The 17745-nt window shown below is 62.4% G+C and carries 18 protein-coding genes; 7 read left to right on the top strand and 11 right to left on the bottom strand.

The features are described 5' to 3' along the window. Positions 1-10 precede the first annotated feature (10 nt). From I7X09_RS07840 to I7X09_RS07815, 6 genes are all read right to left on the bottom strand, one after another. Positions 11-790: a DUF427 domain-containing protein gene (locus I7X09_RS07840; protein ID WP_200316307.1), complete on the bottom strand. Its 780-nt coding sequence runs from the start codon at positions 788-790 to the stop codon at positions 11-13. Positions 791-847: 57 nt separating this feature from the next. Further along, complete coding sequence (locus I7X09_RS07835) at positions 848-1300, bottom strand: nitroreductase/quinone reductase family protein (RefSeq protein ID WP_234036838.1); 453 nt, start codon at positions 1298-1300, stop codon at positions 848-850. A 223-nt stretch (positions 1301-1523) separates the two neighbouring features. Next, positions 1524-3329: a DEAD/DEAH box helicase family protein gene (locus tag I7X09_RS07830; RefSeq protein ID WP_200316305.1), complete on the bottom strand. Its 1806-nt coding sequence runs from the start codon at positions 3327-3329 to the stop codon at positions 1524-1526. Continuing rightward, complete coding sequence (locus I7X09_RS07825) at positions 3329-4195, bottom strand: SDR family oxidoreductase (protein ID WP_200316303.1); 867 nt, start codon at positions 4193-4195, stop codon at positions 3329-3331. The genes I7X09_RS07830 and I7X09_RS07825 overlap by 1 nt, the downstream gene beginning before the upstream one ends. A gap of 59 nt (positions 4196-4254) precedes the next feature. Further along, positions 4255-5157 (bottom strand): dihydrodipicolinate synthase family protein, encoded by a 903-nt coding sequence (locus I7X09_RS07820; protein ID WP_200316301.1) that lies wholly within the window; start codon positions 5155-5157, stop codon positions 4255-4257. 33 nt (positions 5158-5190) lie between these two features. Further along, on the bottom strand, positions 5191-5976 hold the full coding sequence (locus tag I7X09_RS07815) for an aldolase (protein ID WP_200316299.1): 786 nt from the start codon (positions 5974-5976) through the stop codon (positions 5191-5193). A 167-nt stretch (positions 5977-6143) separates the two neighbouring features. On the opposite strand from I7X09_RS07815, the gene I7X09_RS07810 reads away from it, so the two are divergent. Both I7X09_RS07810 and I7X09_RS07805 read left to right on the top strand, forming a co-directional pair. Continuing rightward, positions 6144-6734, top strand: a complete 591-nt coding sequence (locus tag I7X09_RS07810) for a helix-turn-helix domain-containing protein (RefSeq protein ID WP_200316297.1) — start codon at positions 6144-6146, stop codon at positions 6732-6734. After that, a complete protein-coding gene (locus I7X09_RS07805) occupies positions 6731-7156 on the top strand; it encodes a hypothetical protein (protein ID WP_200316295.1) in 426 nt (141 codons plus the stop codon). Before I7X09_RS07810 ends, I7X09_RS07805 begins: the two co-directional genes overlap by 4 nt. 7 nt (positions 7157-7163) lie before the next feature. Here I7X09_RS07805 and I7X09_RS07800 read toward each other — a convergent pair whose 3' ends face one another. The 3 genes from I7X09_RS07800 to I7X09_RS07790 are packed head-to-tail and all read right to left on the bottom strand — an operon-like array spanning position 7164 to position 11601. Further along, entirely contained in the window at positions 7164-8636 is a 1473-nt protein-coding gene (locus I7X09_RS07800; protein WP_200316293.1) for a carboxylesterase/lipase family protein, read from the bottom strand. Then, the gene (locus I7X09_RS07795) at positions 8633-10162 is read right to left on the bottom strand and encodes a carboxylesterase/lipase family protein (RefSeq protein ID WP_200316291.1); all 1530 of its coding nucleotides are present in this window, start codon (positions 10160-10162) and stop codon (positions 8633-8635) included. The genes I7X09_RS07800 and I7X09_RS07795 overlap by 4 nt, the downstream gene beginning before the upstream one ends. A gap of 29 nt (positions 10163-10191) precedes the next feature. Beyond that, entirely contained in the window at positions 10192-11601 is a 1410-nt protein-coding gene (locus tag I7X09_RS07790; RefSeq protein WP_095971288.1) for a dihydrolipoyl dehydrogenase family protein, read from the bottom strand. 82 nt (positions 11602-11683) lie between these two features. Between I7X09_RS07790 and I7X09_RS07785 the strand changes: the two genes are divergently transcribed. After that, the gene (locus I7X09_RS07785) at positions 11684-12436 is read left to right on the top strand and encodes an SDR family oxidoreductase (protein ID WP_095971093.1); all 753 of its coding nucleotides are present in this window, start codon (positions 11684-11686) and stop codon (positions 12434-12436) included. Further along, positions 12436-13758, top strand: a complete 1323-nt coding sequence (locus tag I7X09_RS07780; RefSeq protein WP_124567469.1) for an NAD(P)/FAD-dependent oxidoreductase — start codon at positions 12436-12438, stop codon at positions 13756-13758. The genes I7X09_RS07785 and I7X09_RS07780 overlap by 1 nt, the downstream gene beginning before the upstream one ends. A 3-nt stretch (positions 13759-13761) precedes the next feature. On the opposite strand, the gene I7X09_RS07775 is transcribed toward I7X09_RS07780, so the two are convergent. Beyond that, a complete protein-coding gene (locus I7X09_RS07775; protein WP_200316289.1) occupies positions 13762-14265 on the bottom strand; it encodes a COG4315 family predicted lipoprotein in 504 nt (167 codons plus the stop codon). Between the two features lie 123 nt (positions 14266-14388). Between I7X09_RS07775 and I7X09_RS07770 the strand changes: the two genes are divergently transcribed. The 3 genes from I7X09_RS07770 to I7X09_RS07760 are packed head-to-tail and all read left to right on the top strand — an operon-like array spanning position 14389 to position 16490. Continuing rightward, positions 14389-14859 carry a MarR family winged helix-turn-helix transcriptional regulator gene (locus I7X09_RS07770; RefSeq protein WP_200316287.1) on the top strand — a complete coding sequence of 157 codons (471 nt, stop codon included), beginning with the start codon at positions 14389-14391 and terminating at the stop codon, positions 14857-14859. Between the two features lies 1 nt (position 14860). After that, positions 14861-15712 carry an ABC transporter ATP-binding protein gene (locus I7X09_RS07765; RefSeq protein ID WP_200316285.1) on the top strand — a complete coding sequence of 284 codons (852 nt, stop codon included), beginning with the start codon at positions 14861-14863 and terminating at the stop codon, positions 15710-15712. After that, the gene (locus I7X09_RS07760) at positions 15672-16490 is read left to right on the top strand and encodes an ABC transporter permease (protein WP_095971088.1); all 819 of its coding nucleotides are present in this window, start codon (positions 15672-15674) and stop codon (positions 16488-16490) included. Before I7X09_RS07765 ends, I7X09_RS07760 begins: the two co-directional genes overlap by 41 nt. Positions 16491-16503: 13 nt before the next feature. Here I7X09_RS07760 and I7X09_RS07755 read toward each other — a convergent pair whose 3' ends face one another. Further along, positions 16504-16947: a helix-turn-helix domain-containing protein gene (locus I7X09_RS07755; RefSeq protein ID WP_003946341.1), complete on the bottom strand. Its 444-nt coding sequence runs from the start codon at positions 16945-16947 to the stop codon at positions 16504-16506. Positions 16948-17745: the final 798 nt, after the last annotated feature.

Below are 17745 nucleotides of genomic sequence, written 5' to 3'. Positions count from 1 at the left end.
CTCCCGCCTCTCAGATTTCGGCACCGTCCACCAGGATCTTGCCGACGCGTTCGGGATAGAACGACACGTGGTCGTCGATCCCGGACGCTTCGTCGGTAGTGAACGGATAGAACCACGCCAGATCCTCGATCGGAGCGAGTTCGGTTGTGCCGGTGAACGACAGATACGATGCAGTGCCCTTGTAGGGGCAGGCCGTGGTGGTCGGCGACGGCGCAAAGTACTCGCTGCGAACGTCGATTCTCGGAATGTAGTACCGCGTGGGCAGGCCGGTTTCGAAGAGCAGTCTGGGTCGTGTCGTCTCGGCGACCAAGACGTCGCCGACGAAAACCTCGACGTGGCGGGACGAGGGGAGTGCGTCGATACGTACGTATGGATCGCGGGCGTGGACGAAGACCTGTTGGTCCTCCTCGTACCAGGCGTCCATGCGATCCCAGTAGAACGCGACGTACTCACTCAGGTCCAAAGAACCGTCGAACTGTTCGGGATATGACCACACGGCGTCCTCGGCGTGGTGATCCCCGATTTCGATATTCCAGTACGTCGCGTCACCCTTCCACGGGCAATGAGTGGTCGTCGACGTCGGAACGAGAAATTCGGTGCGAACATCGGCGAGGGGGATGTAGTACACCGGCAGGCGGCCGCGCTCGAACAGATACACCGAACCAGTGGTGTCTGCGATGGCGTGACCAGCGAAGAACGCTCGAATTCGGCGAGGGTTGGGTTCCAGTGCGATCCGCCCGTTGGAGGCTTTGGTCTGTGCGTCTACTGCGTGAGTCAGTGCTGTGGACATGCGCGAATGCTCCTGAGATCGGCAGGGTGGTCCTTCCCATCCTGCGCCCGGCAGCAGCTATTTGACAGGTTGGAGTCGAAATACGCGGATCTGGCGCCCGAACGCTCGATCGGCGTAGGTTTCGTACGGCGGCCACGTGGTGGTCGCGAGTTCCCACAGCTTCTTACGCGTGGCGCCCTCCGCCAGACTCGCACCGACCGGTATTTCAACCCCCTTCACCGTCACGATCGCGGCGGGGTTTGCCATCAAGTTGAGTGTCCACGCTGGATGCGTATCCTGCCCCCAGTTGGATCCGACGACGACAAAGGCATCGCCGTCCGGTGCGTACAGAAGGGGTGTCGTGCGAGAACGGCCCGTCTTACGGCCCGTCGTGGTGAGCAGTAGCTGAGTCACGGTGTTCTCTCCGACAAGTGAGAGTTTGCCACCCGACACCTTCTGTACCGCCCGATCGAGCGGAACCAGATCCTTCCCGAGATCCGAGAACCATTGTGTATGGCCGACATTGCGCATCAATGAACGGTAGATACTGCGCATCGGACCTCTCGCTTTCTCGGCACTGTTTCGGGATCGGGCCTGCCGACCTCGAAACAGTGTGCCACGCCGCGTCACAGATATCTGAGTCCCAAAGTCCCAAAAGGAAGGAAGCGGTCAAGCGAATTCGGTTTCAGTGAAGCGGAATTGGGGCAAAACTCCGAAACCGTTCGTCTGTGCCCATTGGATGCCGAGTGGATGGTCAGGGATCTGACGTCAAGACGTCAGGCTCGAGCCACTCGACGCCGAGCAATTCGGACAGTGAACGCAGTCCGGATCGATCGCCGCCCTTCAGACCGGTCACGGAATTGAGATTGCGCAGCATGACGGTGGCGACGTCCTCTTCCTTGGTGCCCACGCCGAAGGGTATGACCCACGGACACGTCTGGTAGTCACGATGTGACCGACCGAATGTCTGTTCTGCCGCGATTCCCGAGTACCGAGGCTGATGAAAGATCCCCGTCCGTGGCAGCGAGGACGCGTGAGTGCCGTCGGGGAGCGCTTCGTTGGCGTGCAGCGAAATCGAGGTCGTGACATTGAAGACGATGACCGGTGCGTCCCCGCGTTGAAACCGCAGACGCTGACCCTCCTTGTCCGGCACTGCGCCGAACAGTTTAGCCACAGAGATCCCGGCGTCTTCGATCATCTCGACCAGTGGATCGCCTGCCGTGGAGACGAATTCGACAGCAACCAACACCTGCTTGCCCGCCTTGACCTGGGCCTGCGCCCACTGTGCCGTCGACTCGGCGCGAATCATTCCCGCTTTCTGTCGATAGCGGAGAACCAGCGCACGGCCCCGCGCAACGTTGCGGCTCTTACGAGCCAATCCCATTTCGTAGGCGTACTCCGCCCATTCGGTCTCGTACTCGGCGCGCTGGGCATGGGTGAGGTCGATGGGCATACCGTCGAGCGGAACCGGCCCCCACGGAGTCGGCCGATGAATCATCAAGGGCGGTGTACTGTTCGACATCCACCCGCGCACGGTCTCGAGCGCCTGAGATTGCAGTGCCGGTGATTCCTTCGCCTCTGCGCTCCACGTCCACTTCCCGTAGGACTTGTCCAGCGGCAGGCCGGACTCGACAAGCCTGGCACCCAGGTCGGACCAGTACTCCGAAGGTTCTGAATGCAGCTGCGCAAAAAGTGGTGCCAGGTAACGCTGATCTGCCGGCGTATGTCCCGGAGTTGCCGTCACGGACAGGACGAACGGAGCCTGCTCGTGCGCATTAGAAAAGCGTGCGACCTTCTCGAATGCAGCCGTGCGCTGTGTGTCGTTGCTGTACAGCTGGGCTTCGTCCGCAATCACCACGCCGAACGTGTACTTGGGACGGCCGTTTCGTGCAATCAGCTTCTTCAATTGGTCCGGCGACATGATCAGCCAACGGAATCCGCCGTCGCCCACCGAGGCGATGGAATAGCGCCAATGCGGAATGGTGATCTGTGCTGGCCGATCGACAAGGACGAGGATGTTGGTTTCGCCGCGCTCTTCGGCAATCGTCTTGGCCGACATCACCGCGATCAGCGTTTTTCCCAGACCGGCATTGTCCGCCAACAGAAATCCGCGTTTGCCGGATCGTGCAGCGTCGACAACAGCCGCCGCGCCCGAAACCTGCTCGGGCCGAGGAGTTTTGGAGGCGGCAACCGGACGCTCCCCGATGCTGTCATTGATGTCGTCCTCGACCCACTGCTGATACGAGAACGGGAGTGCCTTGAACGGTGCGAGTTCTGCGGGCAGATCAGCACCCACCCACGCGTAGCTCTTCCACTTCTTGACGAACTGCGCACCAGGGGCCGGCGTTCGGAAGGGAACGTCGAGGAGCCAGACTCGTTCACCAGGACCGGCTGTCGGAACCTCCGGCATCGCCGCGCGTGACCTTTTCTTCGCGACAGTCTTGGTGGCGGTCTTCTTGGCCGAGCTCTTTTTCGGTGCTGCTTTTTTCGGGGTGGCCTTCTTGGGTGAAGCCTTCTTTGCGGCAGCCTTGCGTGCCGTGGTTGCTTTGCGTGGCGGCATCAGGCGATATCGAGCTGCGCCGTGAGGAATTCACGCAATGTGAGCGGCGGTCTGCCGACAAGGTCCTCCACTGTGGTCGTGATCAGAGCCAACTCGCCCTGCGCGATCGCGGTGTACGTCGACACCCAAGCGTCGAGCTCCCAAGCGGGCGCGTTGTACGACGCCCGCGACTCGTAGGCTTCCTCGAGCGTTTCCTCGACATACGTGGTCCGCTTGCCGGTGACTTCGGTGATGATGCTCGCGGCCTCGGAGAGCGTCAGTGCCTCCCGTCCGGTCAGGTTGTACGTCTGTCCGACATGAGAATCCAGATCCTGCAGAACCGACACAGCGACTGCAGCAATGTCGGACCGCGCTACCGCGCCGACGAGTCCATCCCCTGCGGGTCCGCGGATCACACCGTCTTCACCGGCGAGAGCGGGTAGGAAATCGAGGTAGAAGCTGTCGCGCAGGAAGGTGAATGCGAGTCCGGAAGCGCGGATATGTTCTTCGGTGACCCAGTGATCGCGAGCGAGGGTGAACGTCGCGTCCGGGGCGGCGCCGAGGAAAGACGTGTAGACGATGTGCCTGACCCCGGCTGCCACTGCAGCGTCGATGAAGGTGCGGTGCTGATCCAGGCGATCTGCGCTTTCGGCCGCCGAGACCATGAAGAGGGTGTCGATTCCGGCCAGAGCCGCGAGAGCGCGCTCCTGATCCCCGTATGTGGTCTCGGCCGAATCGGTACCGGCGAGCTGCGGTAATCGGTTGACCGACCGTGCGATCAGCCGCTGCGGGACACCGGCGTCCGCCAACGACTGGGCCACCAGTCCGCCGATATGACCGGTAGCGCCGGTGACGGCGATCCTCGCAGACCGTGAATCTACGGACATGGTGCCCCTCCTTCGGTCGGTGTGCATCCCATCTTGCCGGAACCCACTCCCACCTCAGGTCACGACGCGACGATTACACCGCGAGCCACCGACAGAGCGTCGGACAAAGCTGTCCTCGTGCCGTCGTCGAGTGGAAGGAGAGGCCGACGGGGAAGGCCGGCGTCGACGCCGAGAAATTCCAACCCGGCTTTGACCGTCGACGGCAGTCCGCGACTGACGAGGACCTTCAGGAGTGGCTCGATCTGTTCGAACACGGCGCCGGCGCCCGACCGATCACCGGCCTCGAGGAGACGCCAGAAGTGCACCACCTGTTCGGGTGCCAGGCACGGCGCTGCCGTGCACCATCCGCTTGCGCCGGCAGAGAAAGATTGCAGTGCAAGAGGATTGCTGCCGTTGAAGAAGGGGATCGTGCCACCGCCCAGTTCGTTGATGCGGTTCACCCTGGTGATGTCGCCGGTGGATTCCTTGATCATCGTGATGCCGTCGACGGTGGAGACGAGATCGACGAGAAACTCCGGCGACATGTCGATGCCGGTGGTTGCCGGATTGTTGTAGATCATCGTCGGAATGTCGACGGAATCGGCGACCGCAGTGACGTGTTCACGAATCTCCTGCTCACCCAGGTGCCAGTACGACGTGGGGAGGATCATCATTGCGTCGGCGCCTGCGTCTGCCGCGATCGATGCTCGGCGGAGTGCTCCCGCCGTCGTCAGATCCGACACTCCGACGACGGTGGGGACTCGGCGGTCGACGTAGTCGACAGTTTCCCGAGCGACCGTCTCCCACTCTGCATCGTCGAGATAGGCGCTCTCGCCGGTACTGCCGAGAGGGGCTATCGCGTCGACACCATTGCTGATCATGCTGTCGAGGAGCGTGTGTAGCGGCTTGGGATCGAAGGCTCCGGTGTCCCGGTCGAACGGGGTGATGGGATAGGCGACGATTCCCTTGATGGTGCTGCTCATGAGGTTCTCTGTTCTGTTGGGGAGAAACGAAATTCAGTTGGTCAGCGTGTCTGGATGATTGCGGAGAGCACGGCGGGCGTAGTACGCGAAGTTCGCCTCGCTGCGCCGAGGAGTCAGCGTCCAATCGTGTGCCTCTTTCGCCAGGCGAGGCGGTAGCGGCTTGATGTCACCGGCAGCCATCGCCAGCAACTGCAGCCGCGCGGCCCGTTCGATCAGATGCCCGAGGGAACATGCCTCTTCGACGGTATTGCCGACGACGAGTTGGCCGTGGTGGGCGAGCAGAATTGCTCGCTTGTCTCCGAGTGCAGCCGAAATGATCTCGCCCTCCTCGTTTCCCACGGGAACTCCGGGCCAGTCGGCGAGAAATGCGCAGTCGTCGTAGAGGGGAGCAATGTCCATCTGTGATACGACGAGGGGAATCTCGAGCATCGACAAGGCTGTCGCGTGCAGTGGGTGCGTGTGGACGATGCAGTTCACGTCGGGCCGCGCGCGGTAGATCCAGCTGTGGAATCTGTTGGCCGGATTCGGCATTCCCTGGCCGTCGAGGACCTCGAGATCCTCGTTGACGAGCAGGAGGTTGTCCTCGGTGATTTCGTCGAACCCGAGGCCGAGTCGCTGGGTGACGAATGTGCCGGGTTGCTCACCGCGGGCGGAGATCTGGCCGGCGAGGCCGGAATCGTGGCCGGCGTCCGACAGTGCCCTGCAGGTCAGTGCGATCTTCTGTCGAAGGGTCCAGCTACCTGTGGCTACTTCGGTGAGCATCTTCGTTTCGGCGGTGGCCATGAGTTCTTGCTTGCTCGCTTGCATCGTGTCGGTCATGGGGTGTGCCTTTCTCGGGATCCGGGTGCGAATGACATTAAGTCACCTATAAGACACAAAGTGTCATATAGGACGGAATTGCGCAACCCTTGGCTTGTTCGCCACTGATTGCCGCAGGTCAATGTGTTGGTAGGGTGATGACACAAAGTCTCGTGAGAGGATTTCGAATGGCAGCGTTTTTGCGAACACATCGGCGTCGCGCCGGTCTGACGCTCGAGGGGTTGGCCGAGCAGACCGGTCTGACGAAGAGTTACCTCTCGAAGGTCGAGCGGGGCATCAGTACACCGTCGATCGCGGTGGCGCTCAAGATTGCGCGCGTGCTCGATGCCGATGTGGGACAACTGTTCTCGGACAGTATGGAGGGCAATGTCATGACGATCGCGCGCGCCAAGGATCGCGTGATCGACCAGGCTTCCTCGGCCGAGTCCTCGGTCTACGATCCGATCGCCCCCGCTCTGGTCGGAAAGGCCATGCAGCCGTTCGTAGTTCACCCCGCCTCGATGATGGGCCCGAAGTTCATGGATCACACGGGAGAGGAGTTCGTGTTCGTGCACTCCGGTTCCGTCGAATTCGAAATTCCCGGGCAGACGATTCACCTCGACGCCGGTGACAGTCTCTACTTCGACGCGAATACGCCACACCGGATGCGGTCGGTGTCGGATGGTGGTGCGACGGTGCTTGTCGTCGTCTACGACACGCCTTCGACTGGATCACCCAGCGGTGACTCTCTGGAAGCTCACTGCGGGGTGAGCAGATGATGCTCGGGATCGACACGTCACTGACGCTGCTCGCGGCCGGTCTGATCTTCCTGCTCTCGCTGTGCCTGGGAATCTGGAAGTACCGACAGATGGCCACCTCGGACAGTCACCTCGCGCATCCGTATGTCGACATCGCGCACCGTGCGGCTCTGATGTATTCGTTCGCAACACTGTTGATCGCGGTGTTCGTCGAACTCAGTGTGTGGCCGACGTGGATCAACCTGACCAGTGCAGCAGTGGTCGTGTTCTTCTTTCTCGCAGCGATATTCAGCTATATCGCGCACGGTGCGATGAAAGACACCGACAACCAGTTCGAGTCTGCCGGTCCGCCGCTGCATCTCGGAATGGTTCTGCTGATTCTCGGTGAGGTCGGCGGATTCGCGGTCCTGCTGGCAGGTTTCGTGAAGGGCCAGTTCTTCTGATCGGACTTCAGCGTCGGTGCTCGTAACCGATCCAGGCTCGTCGACGCTCACCCATCGGGTCGTCCTCCACCTGGGACGTCTCGTCGAAGATCATCGTTTGCCGCTTCGGCACGGAGTAGGCGGGCCAATCCAGGTCCGGCGCTCCGTGACGGGCGAAATGAATCCAGTGGCGCTGGACGGTGGAGGTCACTGCAGCCAGTCCGCGCCGGCCACCGACCGCGGTCAGGGCCGCGGTGAGTGCGTCCGAACGTCCGAAGACGGCAAGCAATTCGGTGGCATGGGTGGCGTTCATGCCGATGAGTCTGAGCAGTCGCGGCGCAAAATCGTAGCGGTAGCTGTAGGTCGGAGCTACTTGGCAATGGCCCTGTGCGCACAGTATTGCCGGTTCCCAGAACGTGATGTCGCCGCCGAGATCGGCGGCAGCGAAACGATGCGGATATGTCGGGTAGGCCGCAAGCGCGCGCTCTTTCACCTCCGGTGAGGTGTGGGAGAACATCTTCTCGATACGAACCGGGTTGGTAGGCAAGATGTCGAGAACGCGCGGAAAGATCCGCCCCTCATGGAGATTCGAACCGACGAGCAGCGGAACGGGGTGGGCGCGTCCGGCGGCGAATACGTCGAGCGGGTGTTCGGGAAGGACATCGTCACCCACTACAGGGGCGAATGCCCGCGTTCCCGGTTCTTCGTCCGCGCCGCGTCGCGCAAGTTCTTCGCCGGCATCGACCAGTTCCCTCACCGAAGCGGAACGCAGCCACGAGGCCGGATCGGTTGCCGGTGCGTGTGCGATCTCGAGGAACTCGCGCGCCCACCGATGCGCTCGATCTTTTCCGTATGCCGAAGCAGCCGGCGGACTTTGAGCGATTGCCCGGGCGAACAACCCTTCGGCCGCCGGCGTTGCCATCAGAGTTGTCACCGCGTTTGCGCCGGATGATTCACCGAACACGGTGACTGCATCCGGATCACCACCGAACGCAGCGATGTTCCGCTGGACCCACTCCAGTGCGGCAATCTGATCGCGCAATCCAAGATTCGTCTCGAACACTTCTTCGGCAGTGGAGTATTCGCTGAAATCGAGGTAACCCAGTGCGCCCAGCCGGTACTGGACAGAAACGTAGACGATGTCGCCCCGCTCGACCAGAGTCGTTCCGCGATACATGGGCGTTGACGGATTCCCGCCGTTGTACGCGCCGCCGTGAATGAAGACCATGACCGGTCGCAGCGAATCCGAAGGGGACTGCGGGGCCACGACGTTGACGAAGAGCGAGTTCTCGTCGAAGTTGCTCTTACGCTGCGGAGACGGAGAACCGAATGTTTCCGCCGGGCGGACTCCATCCCAGGCCTCTACAGCCTGTGGCGCGCGAAATCTCCAGGGGCCGATCGGGGGAGCAGCGTAGGGGATAGCCCGCCAAGTGCGCAGCCCTCGATCGACGCGACCGCGCACGACTCCGGAATCGAGAGTGATCTCGAGAGGGCTCGTCACGGTAGAGAGATGTCGGTGCCGTGGCTACGGTAACCGCTGTATCCGGCCCAGGCCAAGCGTTGTTCACGCCTCGGGTCGTTCTCGACGCGCACGATCTGATCGAAGATCATGGTCGGGCGCTGCTGTGCGTCGTACCGTGGCCACGATCCGCGCGGAACCCCGTGCTTGGCGAAGTGAAGCCAGTGTCCCTGAACGGATTCGGTGACTGCCCGCAATCCTCGCCGACCGCCGGGAAGAGTGAGACCGCGACCGATCACGGTGTCACCGATACCGAAGACCGCGAACATCTCGAATCCGTGAGTGGCGTCGAGGCCGAGCCAGCGCATCATCGTCGGAGCAAAGTCGAATCGGTAGGCGCACGTCGGCGCCGATTTCGCGTGAGCCTGCATCAACTCCACGGAAGGGTGCCAGAACGTGACGTCGCCGCCGACGTCGATCGCGGACTGCTCGTCCGGGTATCCGGGATAGGTTGCGAGGATGCGTTTTCCGGCCTCGGGATCGGTGAGGGCGAACATGGTGTCGATGCGCGACGGGTTGGTCGGGAGCGCGTCGAGCACCTTCGGGAACAGCGTTCCCTCTCGCCTGTTGGTTCCGATGATCATCGGAACCCGGTGTGCCGATCCTTCTTCGAAGGCATCCAAGGGCGAGCGCGGCAGGAAGTCGCCGTCGACGACGGGCCCGAAGGGATGTAGTCCGGGCGTGTTCGCCAGCACCTCGGCGCCGAGTTTGCTGCCCGCTCGGCCCAGTTCGACGGCTGTCGCCGAGGTCAAGGCTTTCGCGGGTGGTAGTCCGGAATTGAGAATCTCGACGAAACGCGCACCCCAGGCGTGCGATCGCTGTGTGCTCGAGACCAGGTCCGGAGCCGAACTCTCGGCGATGGCACCAGCGAAGAGCCCCTTGGCGGCAGGTGTAGCCATCAGGGTGGTGACGGCAGTGGCTCCGGCGGATTCACCGAAGATCGTGACTTTTTCGGGATCCCCACCGAAGGCGGCGATGTTGCGTTGCACCCACTGCAGGGCCGCGACTTGATCGCGAAGTCCGAGATTGGAGTCGAATACGCGCTCGGCCGTGGAGAACGGGCTGAAATCGAGGTACCCCAGAGCTCCGAGCCGGTAGTTGATCGAGACGTAGACGACGTTGCCGCGTTCGACGAGGGACACGCCGGAGTACAGGCCGGTGGCGGAGGTTCCGATGGTGTTCGCCCCGCCGTGGATGAAAACCATGACGGGGAGCGACGTACTGCCGGTGTTCGCCGGAGCGAGCACGTTGAGTGTCAGGCAGTCCTCGCTACTGGGCTGGTACTTCCCTGGCGCGAGCAACAGCCCCTTCTTGTGTTGGACCGAGGCGTCGCCGAACCTGGTCGCGTCGCGTTCTCCGGTCCACGGCGTGACGGGCTGAGGCCGCGTCAGACGCAGCGTTCCGACCGGTGGCCGAGCGTAGGGAATTCCGCGCCAGGCACGAAGTTTTCCCACCCGGCGACCGCGCAGGGTGCCGTCGGCCGTGGTCACAAGTATGTCGGACGCCATGTCGCGACTATACGTACTTCGGGAGCGCGTCAGCGGCGAGCCTCCAGTAGTCGAAGCCAGACCTCACTGACCGTCGGATACGAGGGCACAGCATGCCAGAGAGTTTCCAACGGTACGGCGCCGACAACCGCGATTGTCGCCGCGTGCACCAGCTCCGATACTTCGGGTCCGGCAAAGGTGGCGCCGAGGATCACGTCGGTGGCCTTGTCGATCACCAACTTCGCGCGTCCCGAGTAGTCGTCGCGCAGCAGCGACGATCCCGCGACGGCGAGTTCGATCTCCACGACTTCGACGTCGTAGCCGTCGGCGCGAGCTGTCTTCTCGGTGCGCCCCACCCAGGCGATCTCGGGTGAGGTGAACACCACCTGGGGCACCTGTCCGTTGTCTGCCGAGGCTGTGTATCGAGGTCCCAGCAGTCCGCGACTCTCGGCCCGCGCGGCGATGACATCTCCGCAGACTCTCGCCTGATACTTGCCCATGTGAGTGAGGGGAGAACGACCGTTGATGTCGCCGACGGCGTAGAGCCATTCACCTTGGGCACAGAGGTGATCGTCGGTGGTGACGTACTTGCCGTCCTCGAGGCCGATGACGGACAAGCCGAGCTCGGCAGATGTCGGCCCGCGGCCCGCCGCGACGATGACCTCGTCGACCTCGATCACACCGGAAGAGGTCTCGATGCTGACAGGTCCACCGTGGATGTGGCCCTCTCCGGTGTCCGTGGCATCGGGTCGCGACACCGAGTTGACGGCGGTGCTCAGTCGAACGTCCACCCCGCGGGCGCCGAGTGCTTCGGCCACCATCGTTCCGGCAAACGGTTCCGCCGATTTCAACAGCGCATCGCCCCTCACGAGCAGTGTCACGTGAGCGCCGAACGACGACAACCACGTTGCGCACTCCGTAGCGACGACTCCGCCGCCGATGACCGCCACGCGCGACGGAACTTCGTGCAGATTGGTCGCATCGCGAGAAGTCCACGGGAGTGCCTCTCGCAACCCCGGCGTCTTCGGGACAGTGGCAGTAGTGCCGGTCGCGAGTACAACGGCCTGGCGGGCGCGGAGTTTGCGGGTCCCGTCGACGGTCACGGCCCGCTCACCGTCGATCACCCCGTGGCCTCTGATCACGGTGATCCCGACTGAGGTGGCCCAGTCGACCTGGGACGAATCGTCGTGGTTGTGGGTGAACGAGTCACGCCGTTTCAGGACGGCCTCGACGTCGAGCGGTCCGGCTGGAATTCCCGGTAATGCCTCGGCCGCCTCGAGGACCTGCCCTGGACGCAACAGCGCCTTGCTCGGCATACAAGCCCAGTACGAGCATTCACCACCGACCAGCTCGTGTTCCACGATTGCGGCGGTGCGATTGCTTCCGGCGATGGCGTATGCAGCGGCGTTCTCGCCGGCGGGCCCACCGCCGATCACGATGACATCGAATTCGTCGGTCATGGCTCCACGGTATGCCGGATCGGTCCGAGTTCGCTCGGTTACTGCCGGGTACGAGAGCTCGATGGTGGCTACAGTTGCACCCATGACGCGGCAGAAGATTTTGATCACGGGTGCCAGTTCGGGTCTCGGGGAGGAGATGGCCAGGAGATTTGCCGCCGCAGGTCGCGACCTCGCACTGTGTGCCCGGCGGACCGATCGTCTCGACTCGCTGCGTGAGGAGTTGGTCGCGCAGTACCCCTCGATCAGCGTCGCGGTACGCGAACTCGATGTGACCGAACACGATTCCGTCGTCCGAGTTTTCGGCGAGCTGCGCGACGAGTTGGGTGGCCTGGACCGAGTGATCGTGAACGCCGGACTCGGCAAGGGCGCGAAGATCGGCACCGGCAAAGCGCACGCCAATCTCGCAACAGCCCAGACAAATTTTGTCGGTGCGCTTTCGCAGTGTGAAGCGGCACTCGAGATCTTCCGCGCGCAGGACGCCGGACACCTGGTTCTCGTCTCCTCGATCAGCGCGGATCGAGGGCTACCCGGGCCAAAGGCGGCCTACTCGGCGAGCAAAGCCGGGGTTGCGGCTCTCGGTGAGGCGCTCAGTATCGAATTGTCGCGCACACCTATTCGGGTCACCACCTTGTTGCCGGGGTTCATAAAGACCGACATGTCGGCGGGCGCCGGCGACGACGCGGCACTCATGGCGAGTTTGGACGAAGGCGTCAGCGCCATGGTCGACGCCATCGAGAAGGAAACCACTCGAGCGGCGCTACCCGGCCTCAAGTGGCAGGGAATAGATGCGGCCCTACGATTCCTGCCCAACTCCGTGACAGCGAGGTTCGTCTGATGAGCATCCACATTTCGAACGGTAAGCCCCGGGTAGTGATCGTCGGTGGCGGCTTCGGTGGGTTGTACGCGGCTAGACGACTCAAGAAGGCCGACGTCGAGGTGGTTCTGATCGACCGGGGAACCAGCCATGTCTTCCAGCCACTGCTTTACCAGTGCGCTACGGGTTTGCTCTCCGAAGGACAGATCGCAAGTCCGCTGCGTCATCTGCTCGAGGACAACAAGAACACGAACGTCGTGCTGGGCGAAGCGAAGTCGGTCGACGCGGACGCCGGGGTACTGACTGCCAGTCGTTTCGACGGTTCCACCTTCGAGCTGCCGTACGACTACCTGATCGTGGCGGCCGGAATGCGGCAGTCGTACCACGGCCAGGACGAGTTCATCAAATGGGCGCCCGGCATGAAAACGCTCGACGACGCTTTGGCCATCAGGCGCAGTCTCATTGCCGCGTTCGAGATGGCGGAATCGCTCCCGACGGCGGAGGAGCGTCGACCGTGGCTGACCTTCGCCGTGGCGGGCGGTGGGCCGACCGGAGTCGAATTGGCCGGACAGATCCGTGAATTGGCAATGCACGCTCTGACCAACGAGTTTCGGTCCATCGACCCGGACGAAGCGCGGGTGCTGCTTTTCCACGGGGACGATCGTGTGTTGCCCTCGTTCAGTCGCAAGCTCTCGGCCGCAGCCAAACGCACTCTCGACGGGATCGGCGTCGAGACGCACCTCGGTGTACATGTCACCGATGTGTGCGAGACCAGCATCGAGACGACGGACAAGAAGACAAAAGAGAAGCGGCAGTACGAGACTCGGACGATTCTGTGGACCGCAGGCGTCGAAGCAGTGCCGTTCGCCGAGGCCCTGGCCACTGCGCTGGGTGTGAAGCAGGTCGGCGGCGGCCGCATCGAAGTGGAAGCAGATCTGACCGTCCCCGGCCACCCGAACGTCTACGTGGTGGGCGATCTCATGTCTCGGGACAAACTTGCCGGTGTCGCCGAGGTGGCGATGCAGGGCGGTCGGCACGCCGGGGCCCGGATCGCGGCAACCGTCGAGAACGGTGTACCCAACCGAAAACCATTCAAGTACCGCGATCTTGGAACTGCGGCCTACATTTCACGTCGCCATGCGTTGCTGCAGGCAGGGCCGGTCCAGTTGTCCGGGTTCATCGGGTGGGTGTCCTGGGGAATCATCCACATCGCGTTCCTCGCCGGGTTCCGCAACCGCGCCAGCACGGTGCTGAACTGGGGCGCGACCCTGGCGTCGAAAACCCGTCGGGAACGGGCAATCACGTACGGCGACCCCGAAACCGCTCGGCAGCCGTACAACTGAGGGCTACTCGGTCTTGAACACGGGGTTCCCGGCGGCGTCGATCATCCACCACAGGCTGCCGACGCTCTGCCCGAGCATGTCGCCGGGAACCTTGTCGTCGAGGTACCGATAAACGGGCTTGCCGTTGACGGTGATCTGGAAGGATTCCTCCGGCCCGTCGACAGTGCTGATGACAGCGTCGATTCCTTCGACGATGGGTGAGTCGGTGACCGAGGTGACCGCAGGCCAGTATCGAAGGCACGCTTCGTCACACGAACCGGCTTGTGAGTTCTCCTCGTCCGGGTTGTAGACGTAGACGGTCATGCCTTCGCCGTCGACGGCGATCGTCCCGAGCGGGGAGTCGGCGGTCTTCAGCAGGGGCGCATCAGCGGCAGCGGGTGGCGACAGCGACGTCGAAATGGCAGTGACGTTGTCTGCGCTGTCCCCGGAATCGAGGGCGTCGGGCGAGCAACCGGTGAGGACGAGGGCGGTACTCGCAACCGTCGCGAACAACCACTGTCTGCGCATGACGTCTCCGTTCTGGGCGGGAGTGCTCGGGGCAAGCAGTCGGGGATACCCGGTGAAGGCGAGCTGAAAACGCTGGTCGATTGTTGCCTCGACAATAGCTCTGTTACAGAGCTATTGTGAAGTGTGGATGAAGTCGGAGCAGATCTTGCGGACGACGTCCTGGAAACGCTCGGTCAATTGCGCCGGGGCACCAGGAAGGCGTCGGGGCGGCCGTTTGCAGAACGACCGCTCGGAGGAGCCCAGATCGAACTCGTCAGGCTGCTACGACGCAACCCGGGTCTGTCCGTGGCCGAGGCCGCCGGGCGATTGGGTGTTGCGGCAAACACGGTGTCCACCTTGGTTCGACAGCTGGTCGACGAAGGAGTGATCGAACGCGTTGCCGACGAGTCCGATCGACGCGTTGCGCGATTGGTGCTCTCGGACGAGGCGCGCGCCCGCGTCGAAGTGTGGCGCGATCGCCGGAGCGTGATCGTCGGCCAGGCATTGTCGAGTCTGACCGAGGAAGACAGGGCGAGTATCGAGGCTGCGCTTCCGGCCCTGTCGCGATTGGCGAGCGCTCTGGCAGCAGCCGGATCAGAAGGCGAGGGGCAGTGAGATGCTGACACAGTGGTGGAAGAGCCGAGCGGCAGGTTCACCTGACCCCGGCGCACACGCGGTCGAGATCGACTCGGTGACATACAAGTTCGGTGATCACCGTGCGGTGGACAACCTGAGTCTGGTTGTCAACGCGGGGGAGTGCTTCGGCCTGCTCGGTCCCAACGGCGCAGGAAAGACGACGACGATCAGATTGCTCAACACGTTACTTCCTCTGCAAGACGGTGACATTCGAATTCTCGGTCGCTCCGTTCGTGCCGAAGCGATGGCGATTCGGCGCTACCTCGGGTACGTGCCACAACAGCTCTCGATCGAAAGCGCATTGACCGCACGCGAGAACGTGACCTGGTTCGCGCGCCTGTACGACGTTCCGCGGTCCGAACGACGCGAGCGCATCGACCAAGCGCTCGAGATGGTGGATCTGCTCGATGCAGGTGATCGTCTCGCGTCGAGTTTCTCCGGCGGTATGGTGCGGAGGCTCGAACTTGCGCAGGCGCTGGTGAACCGACCGTCGCTGCTGGTACTCGACGAACCGACGGTGGGGCTGGATCCCATTGCCCGCGAATCCGTCTGGCAGCGCGTGACGGAGATGCAGAAGCAGTACGGCATGACTGTCCTGCTCACCACGCACTACATGGAAGAAGCCGAGGAGCTCTGTGATCGTGTTGCGTTGATGCATCACGGTGAACTTCGTGCAGTGGGCGAGCCGAGCGCGTTGGCCGCCGAACTGGGGCCGGAGTCCACTCTCGAAGACGTGTTCCGTCATTACACCGGCGACGACCTCACCGGCGACAAGTCAGGAGGTCTCCGCGATGTCCGCACTGCCCGTCGCACAGCGCGCCGCTTGGGCTGATCCCACTACCAACGGCTTTGCCCGATTGCTCTCGAGAATTTACACATTCTGCCTCGTGGAAGTTCAGAAGTTGCGGCACGACCGATCTGAATTGGTCACGCGCGCAATACAGCCGATCCTCTGGTTGGTGATCTTCGGTCAGACGTTCAGTCATATCCGAGCCATCCCGACTGGCGACGTACCGTATCTCGACTTTCTCGCGCCGGGCATCATTGCGCAGTCCGCTCTTTTTGTTGCGATCTTCTACGGAATCCAGATCATCTGGGAGCGTGATGCGGGAGTCCTCACCAAGTTGATGGTCACACCGACGCCGCGCGCTGCATTGGTGACCGGTAAGGCATTCGCCGCCGGGATCCGCGCGGTAGCCCAGGCCGTGGTCGTAGTCGTCGTGGCGGCACTGCTGGGCGTGAGCATGACGTGGAATCCGATCAAGCTGCTCGGCGTCGTGGCCGTCGTTGTCCTCGGCTCCGCGTTCTTCGCCTGTCTGTCGGTTGCGATCGCGGGGATCGTGCTCAAACGAGATCGATTGATGGGCATCGGTCAGGCAATCACCATGCCACTGTTCTTTGCGTCCAATGCGCTCTACCCGGTCGAACTCATGCCGACGTGGGTTCAGTGGCTCAGCCGCATCAACCCGCTGAGCTACGAGGTGTCGGCACTGCGCGGTCTGCTGATCGGAATGCCGACCAACTACCTCGTCGACTTCGGCGTGCTGATCGGGGCGGCGCTGCTCGGAATCGTCACCGCCTCGGCACTATTGGGCCGGTTGACTCGCTGATAGTCACACTGGATCAGTCACGAGTGAACGGTGGGGTGTACGTGCTGCAATCTGGAGGTACAGCCGGGAGTCCTTCGGACGAGCGAAGTTTCTCCGCAATCGACGAGAGCAAATCCTGCGATTCAGGGGAGAGATCGACCGCTTTTATGGCCAGAGAACGCAATTCGCTGTCGTGGAACTCTTCGACAACCGAACGGTCTTCTTCCGGAATCAGTTCGGGATCCTGCCGAGGCGTCGGACCGAAGAAGTACTCTGCTGCTACGCCGAAGTAATCGGCCAATGCCAAAACGACTTGCTCCGACGGATTTGTGCGCACACCGCTCCGGAGCTGAGAGAGGTACGGTGTCGAAATCTTGCATCCGCGTTGTGAAAGGGCTTCCACAACTTGTGCGTTGGTGAGTCTCGGTGCTGTGGCCGGGTACAAGGCGTTCAAGCGGTCCTTGAATGAATCGGTCACAATTCCTCCCTCGAGCGTGACCCAGCGTCACAGCTACTTCGCAGTTTTCACATAGTAGACGACACGGTTATTCTGGACTCCGGTCGAAAGTCCTTTCACCTGCGGATATTTGGCGCCGAGAGATTCCAAAGACTTTGTAAAGTATGTGATTTACGCCGCGTACTGACCGTTCGTTTTGCCAAGGTGTGCGGCGGTAGCGTATAAGCCAAACGGCGGTGGTTACGCCATTGTGCTGCAGGTTCTTTCAGCCGGTCCTATCCATTTCGAGTCGATGCATTCCTGCTTGGTCTGTAACGTGCAGGAGCTGCTGGCGGGCGCACGGCGTCACTCTCTGCGGCGGTTGGCGCGCCGCGTGTTCGGAACTCCGTCCCGGTGCTCTGCTCGACTCTCGCGCGTAGTGATGAAGCGTATTTTTCGCGGTCGAGAGTGAGCGGTCGGGTGCGTCCACCTGTCGAAAGTGACGCGCTCCGAAAGCGGCCGATTGGTATGTCATCGACGTTGGAACACAGTGCTTCTCGTCGTTCGCCACTATCTCGTGCGGTGATATCGGCGCCGCTCGGACGTGTTGCTGCGGCACACCGGGCTCGAGGAGCAGCATCCCCGCTGGACACGTCGAGCGTCGCCTCTGCGTCTTTCTGATCGGAATTGCCTGCTGCACCAGTAGTAGTCGACGTCCGTCGTAGTCGGGTGCACGTCAGCGCCATTCGGAGGACTACGCGCCTTGCCCACGGAGATCGACAGTCCGGGCGGCAATTCTGTCGCACAGATCCAGCCGGTGGTGCCGTGCCGCGATGCTCA

Origin of the sequence: Rhodococcus sp. P-2 (assembly GCF_016598535.1) — a bacterium.
GTDB classification, from domain to species: Bacteria; Actinomycetota; Actinomycetes; order Mycobacteriales; family Mycobacteriaceae; genus Rhodococcus_F; species Rhodococcus_F baikonurensis.
Note: the sequence above shows the minus strand (reverse complement) of the source record. Positions and strands in the feature narration are given on the sequence as shown.

Bases quoted from the DNA above. Each gene is read 5' to 3' on its own strand.
- I7X09_RS07790 (WP_095971288.1), bottom strand. From the start codon at position 11,601: ATGACCGACGAATTCGATGTCATCGTGATCGGCGGTGGGCCCGCCGGC.
- I7X09_RS07840 (WP_200316307.1), bottom strand. From the start codon at position 790: ATGTCCACAGCACTGACTCACGCAGTAGACGCACAGACCAAAGCCTCC.
- I7X09_RS07780 (WP_124567469.1), top strand. From the start codon at position 12,436: ATGAGCATCCACATTTCGAACGGTAAGCCCCGGGTAGTGATCGTCGGT.
- I7X09_RS07815 (WP_200316299.1), bottom strand. From the start codon at position 5,976: ATGACCGACACGATGCAAGCGAGCAAGCAAGAACTCATGGCCACCGCC.
- I7X09_RS07835 (WP_234036838.1), bottom strand. From the start codon at position 1,300: ATGCGCAATGTCGGCCATACACAATGGTTCTCGGATCTCGGGAAGGAT.
- I7X09_RS07805 (WP_200316295.1), top strand. From the start codon at position 6,731: ATGATGCTCGGGATCGACACGTCACTGACGCTGCTCGCGGCCGGTCTG.
- I7X09_RS07785 (WP_095971093.1), top strand. From the start codon at position 11,684: ATGACGCGGCAGAAGATTTTGATCACGGGTGCCAGTTCGGGTCTCGGG.
- I7X09_RS07810 (WP_200316297.1), top strand. From the start codon at position 6,144: ATGGCAGCGTTTTTGCGAACACATCGGCGTCGCGCCGGTCTGACGCTC.
- I7X09_RS07760 (WP_095971088.1), top strand. From the start codon at position 15,672: ATGTCCGCACTGCCCGTCGCACAGCGCGCCGCTTGGGCTGATCCCACT.
- I7X09_RS07795 (WP_200316291.1), bottom strand. From the start codon at position 10,162: ATGGCGTCCGACATACTTGTGACCACGGCCGACGGCACCCTGCGCGGT.
- I7X09_RS07820 (WP_200316301.1), bottom strand. From the start codon at position 5,157: ATGAGCAGCACCATCAAGGGAATCGTCGCCTATCCCATCACCCCGTTC.
- I7X09_RS07825 (WP_200316303.1), bottom strand. From the start codon at position 4,195: ATGTCCGTAGATTCACGGTCTGCGAGGATCGCCGTCACCGGCGCTACC.
- I7X09_RS07775 (WP_200316289.1), bottom strand. From the start codon at position 14,265: ATGCGCAGACAGTGGTTGTTCGCGACGGTTGCGAGTACCGCCCTCGTC.
- I7X09_RS07830 (WP_200316305.1), bottom strand. From the start codon at position 3,329: ATGCCGCCACGCAAAGCAACCACGGCACGCAAGGCTGCCGCAAAGAAG.
- I7X09_RS07765 (WP_200316285.1), top strand. From the start codon at position 14,861: ATGCTGACACAGTGGTGGAAGAGCCGAGCGGCAGGTTCACCTGACCCC.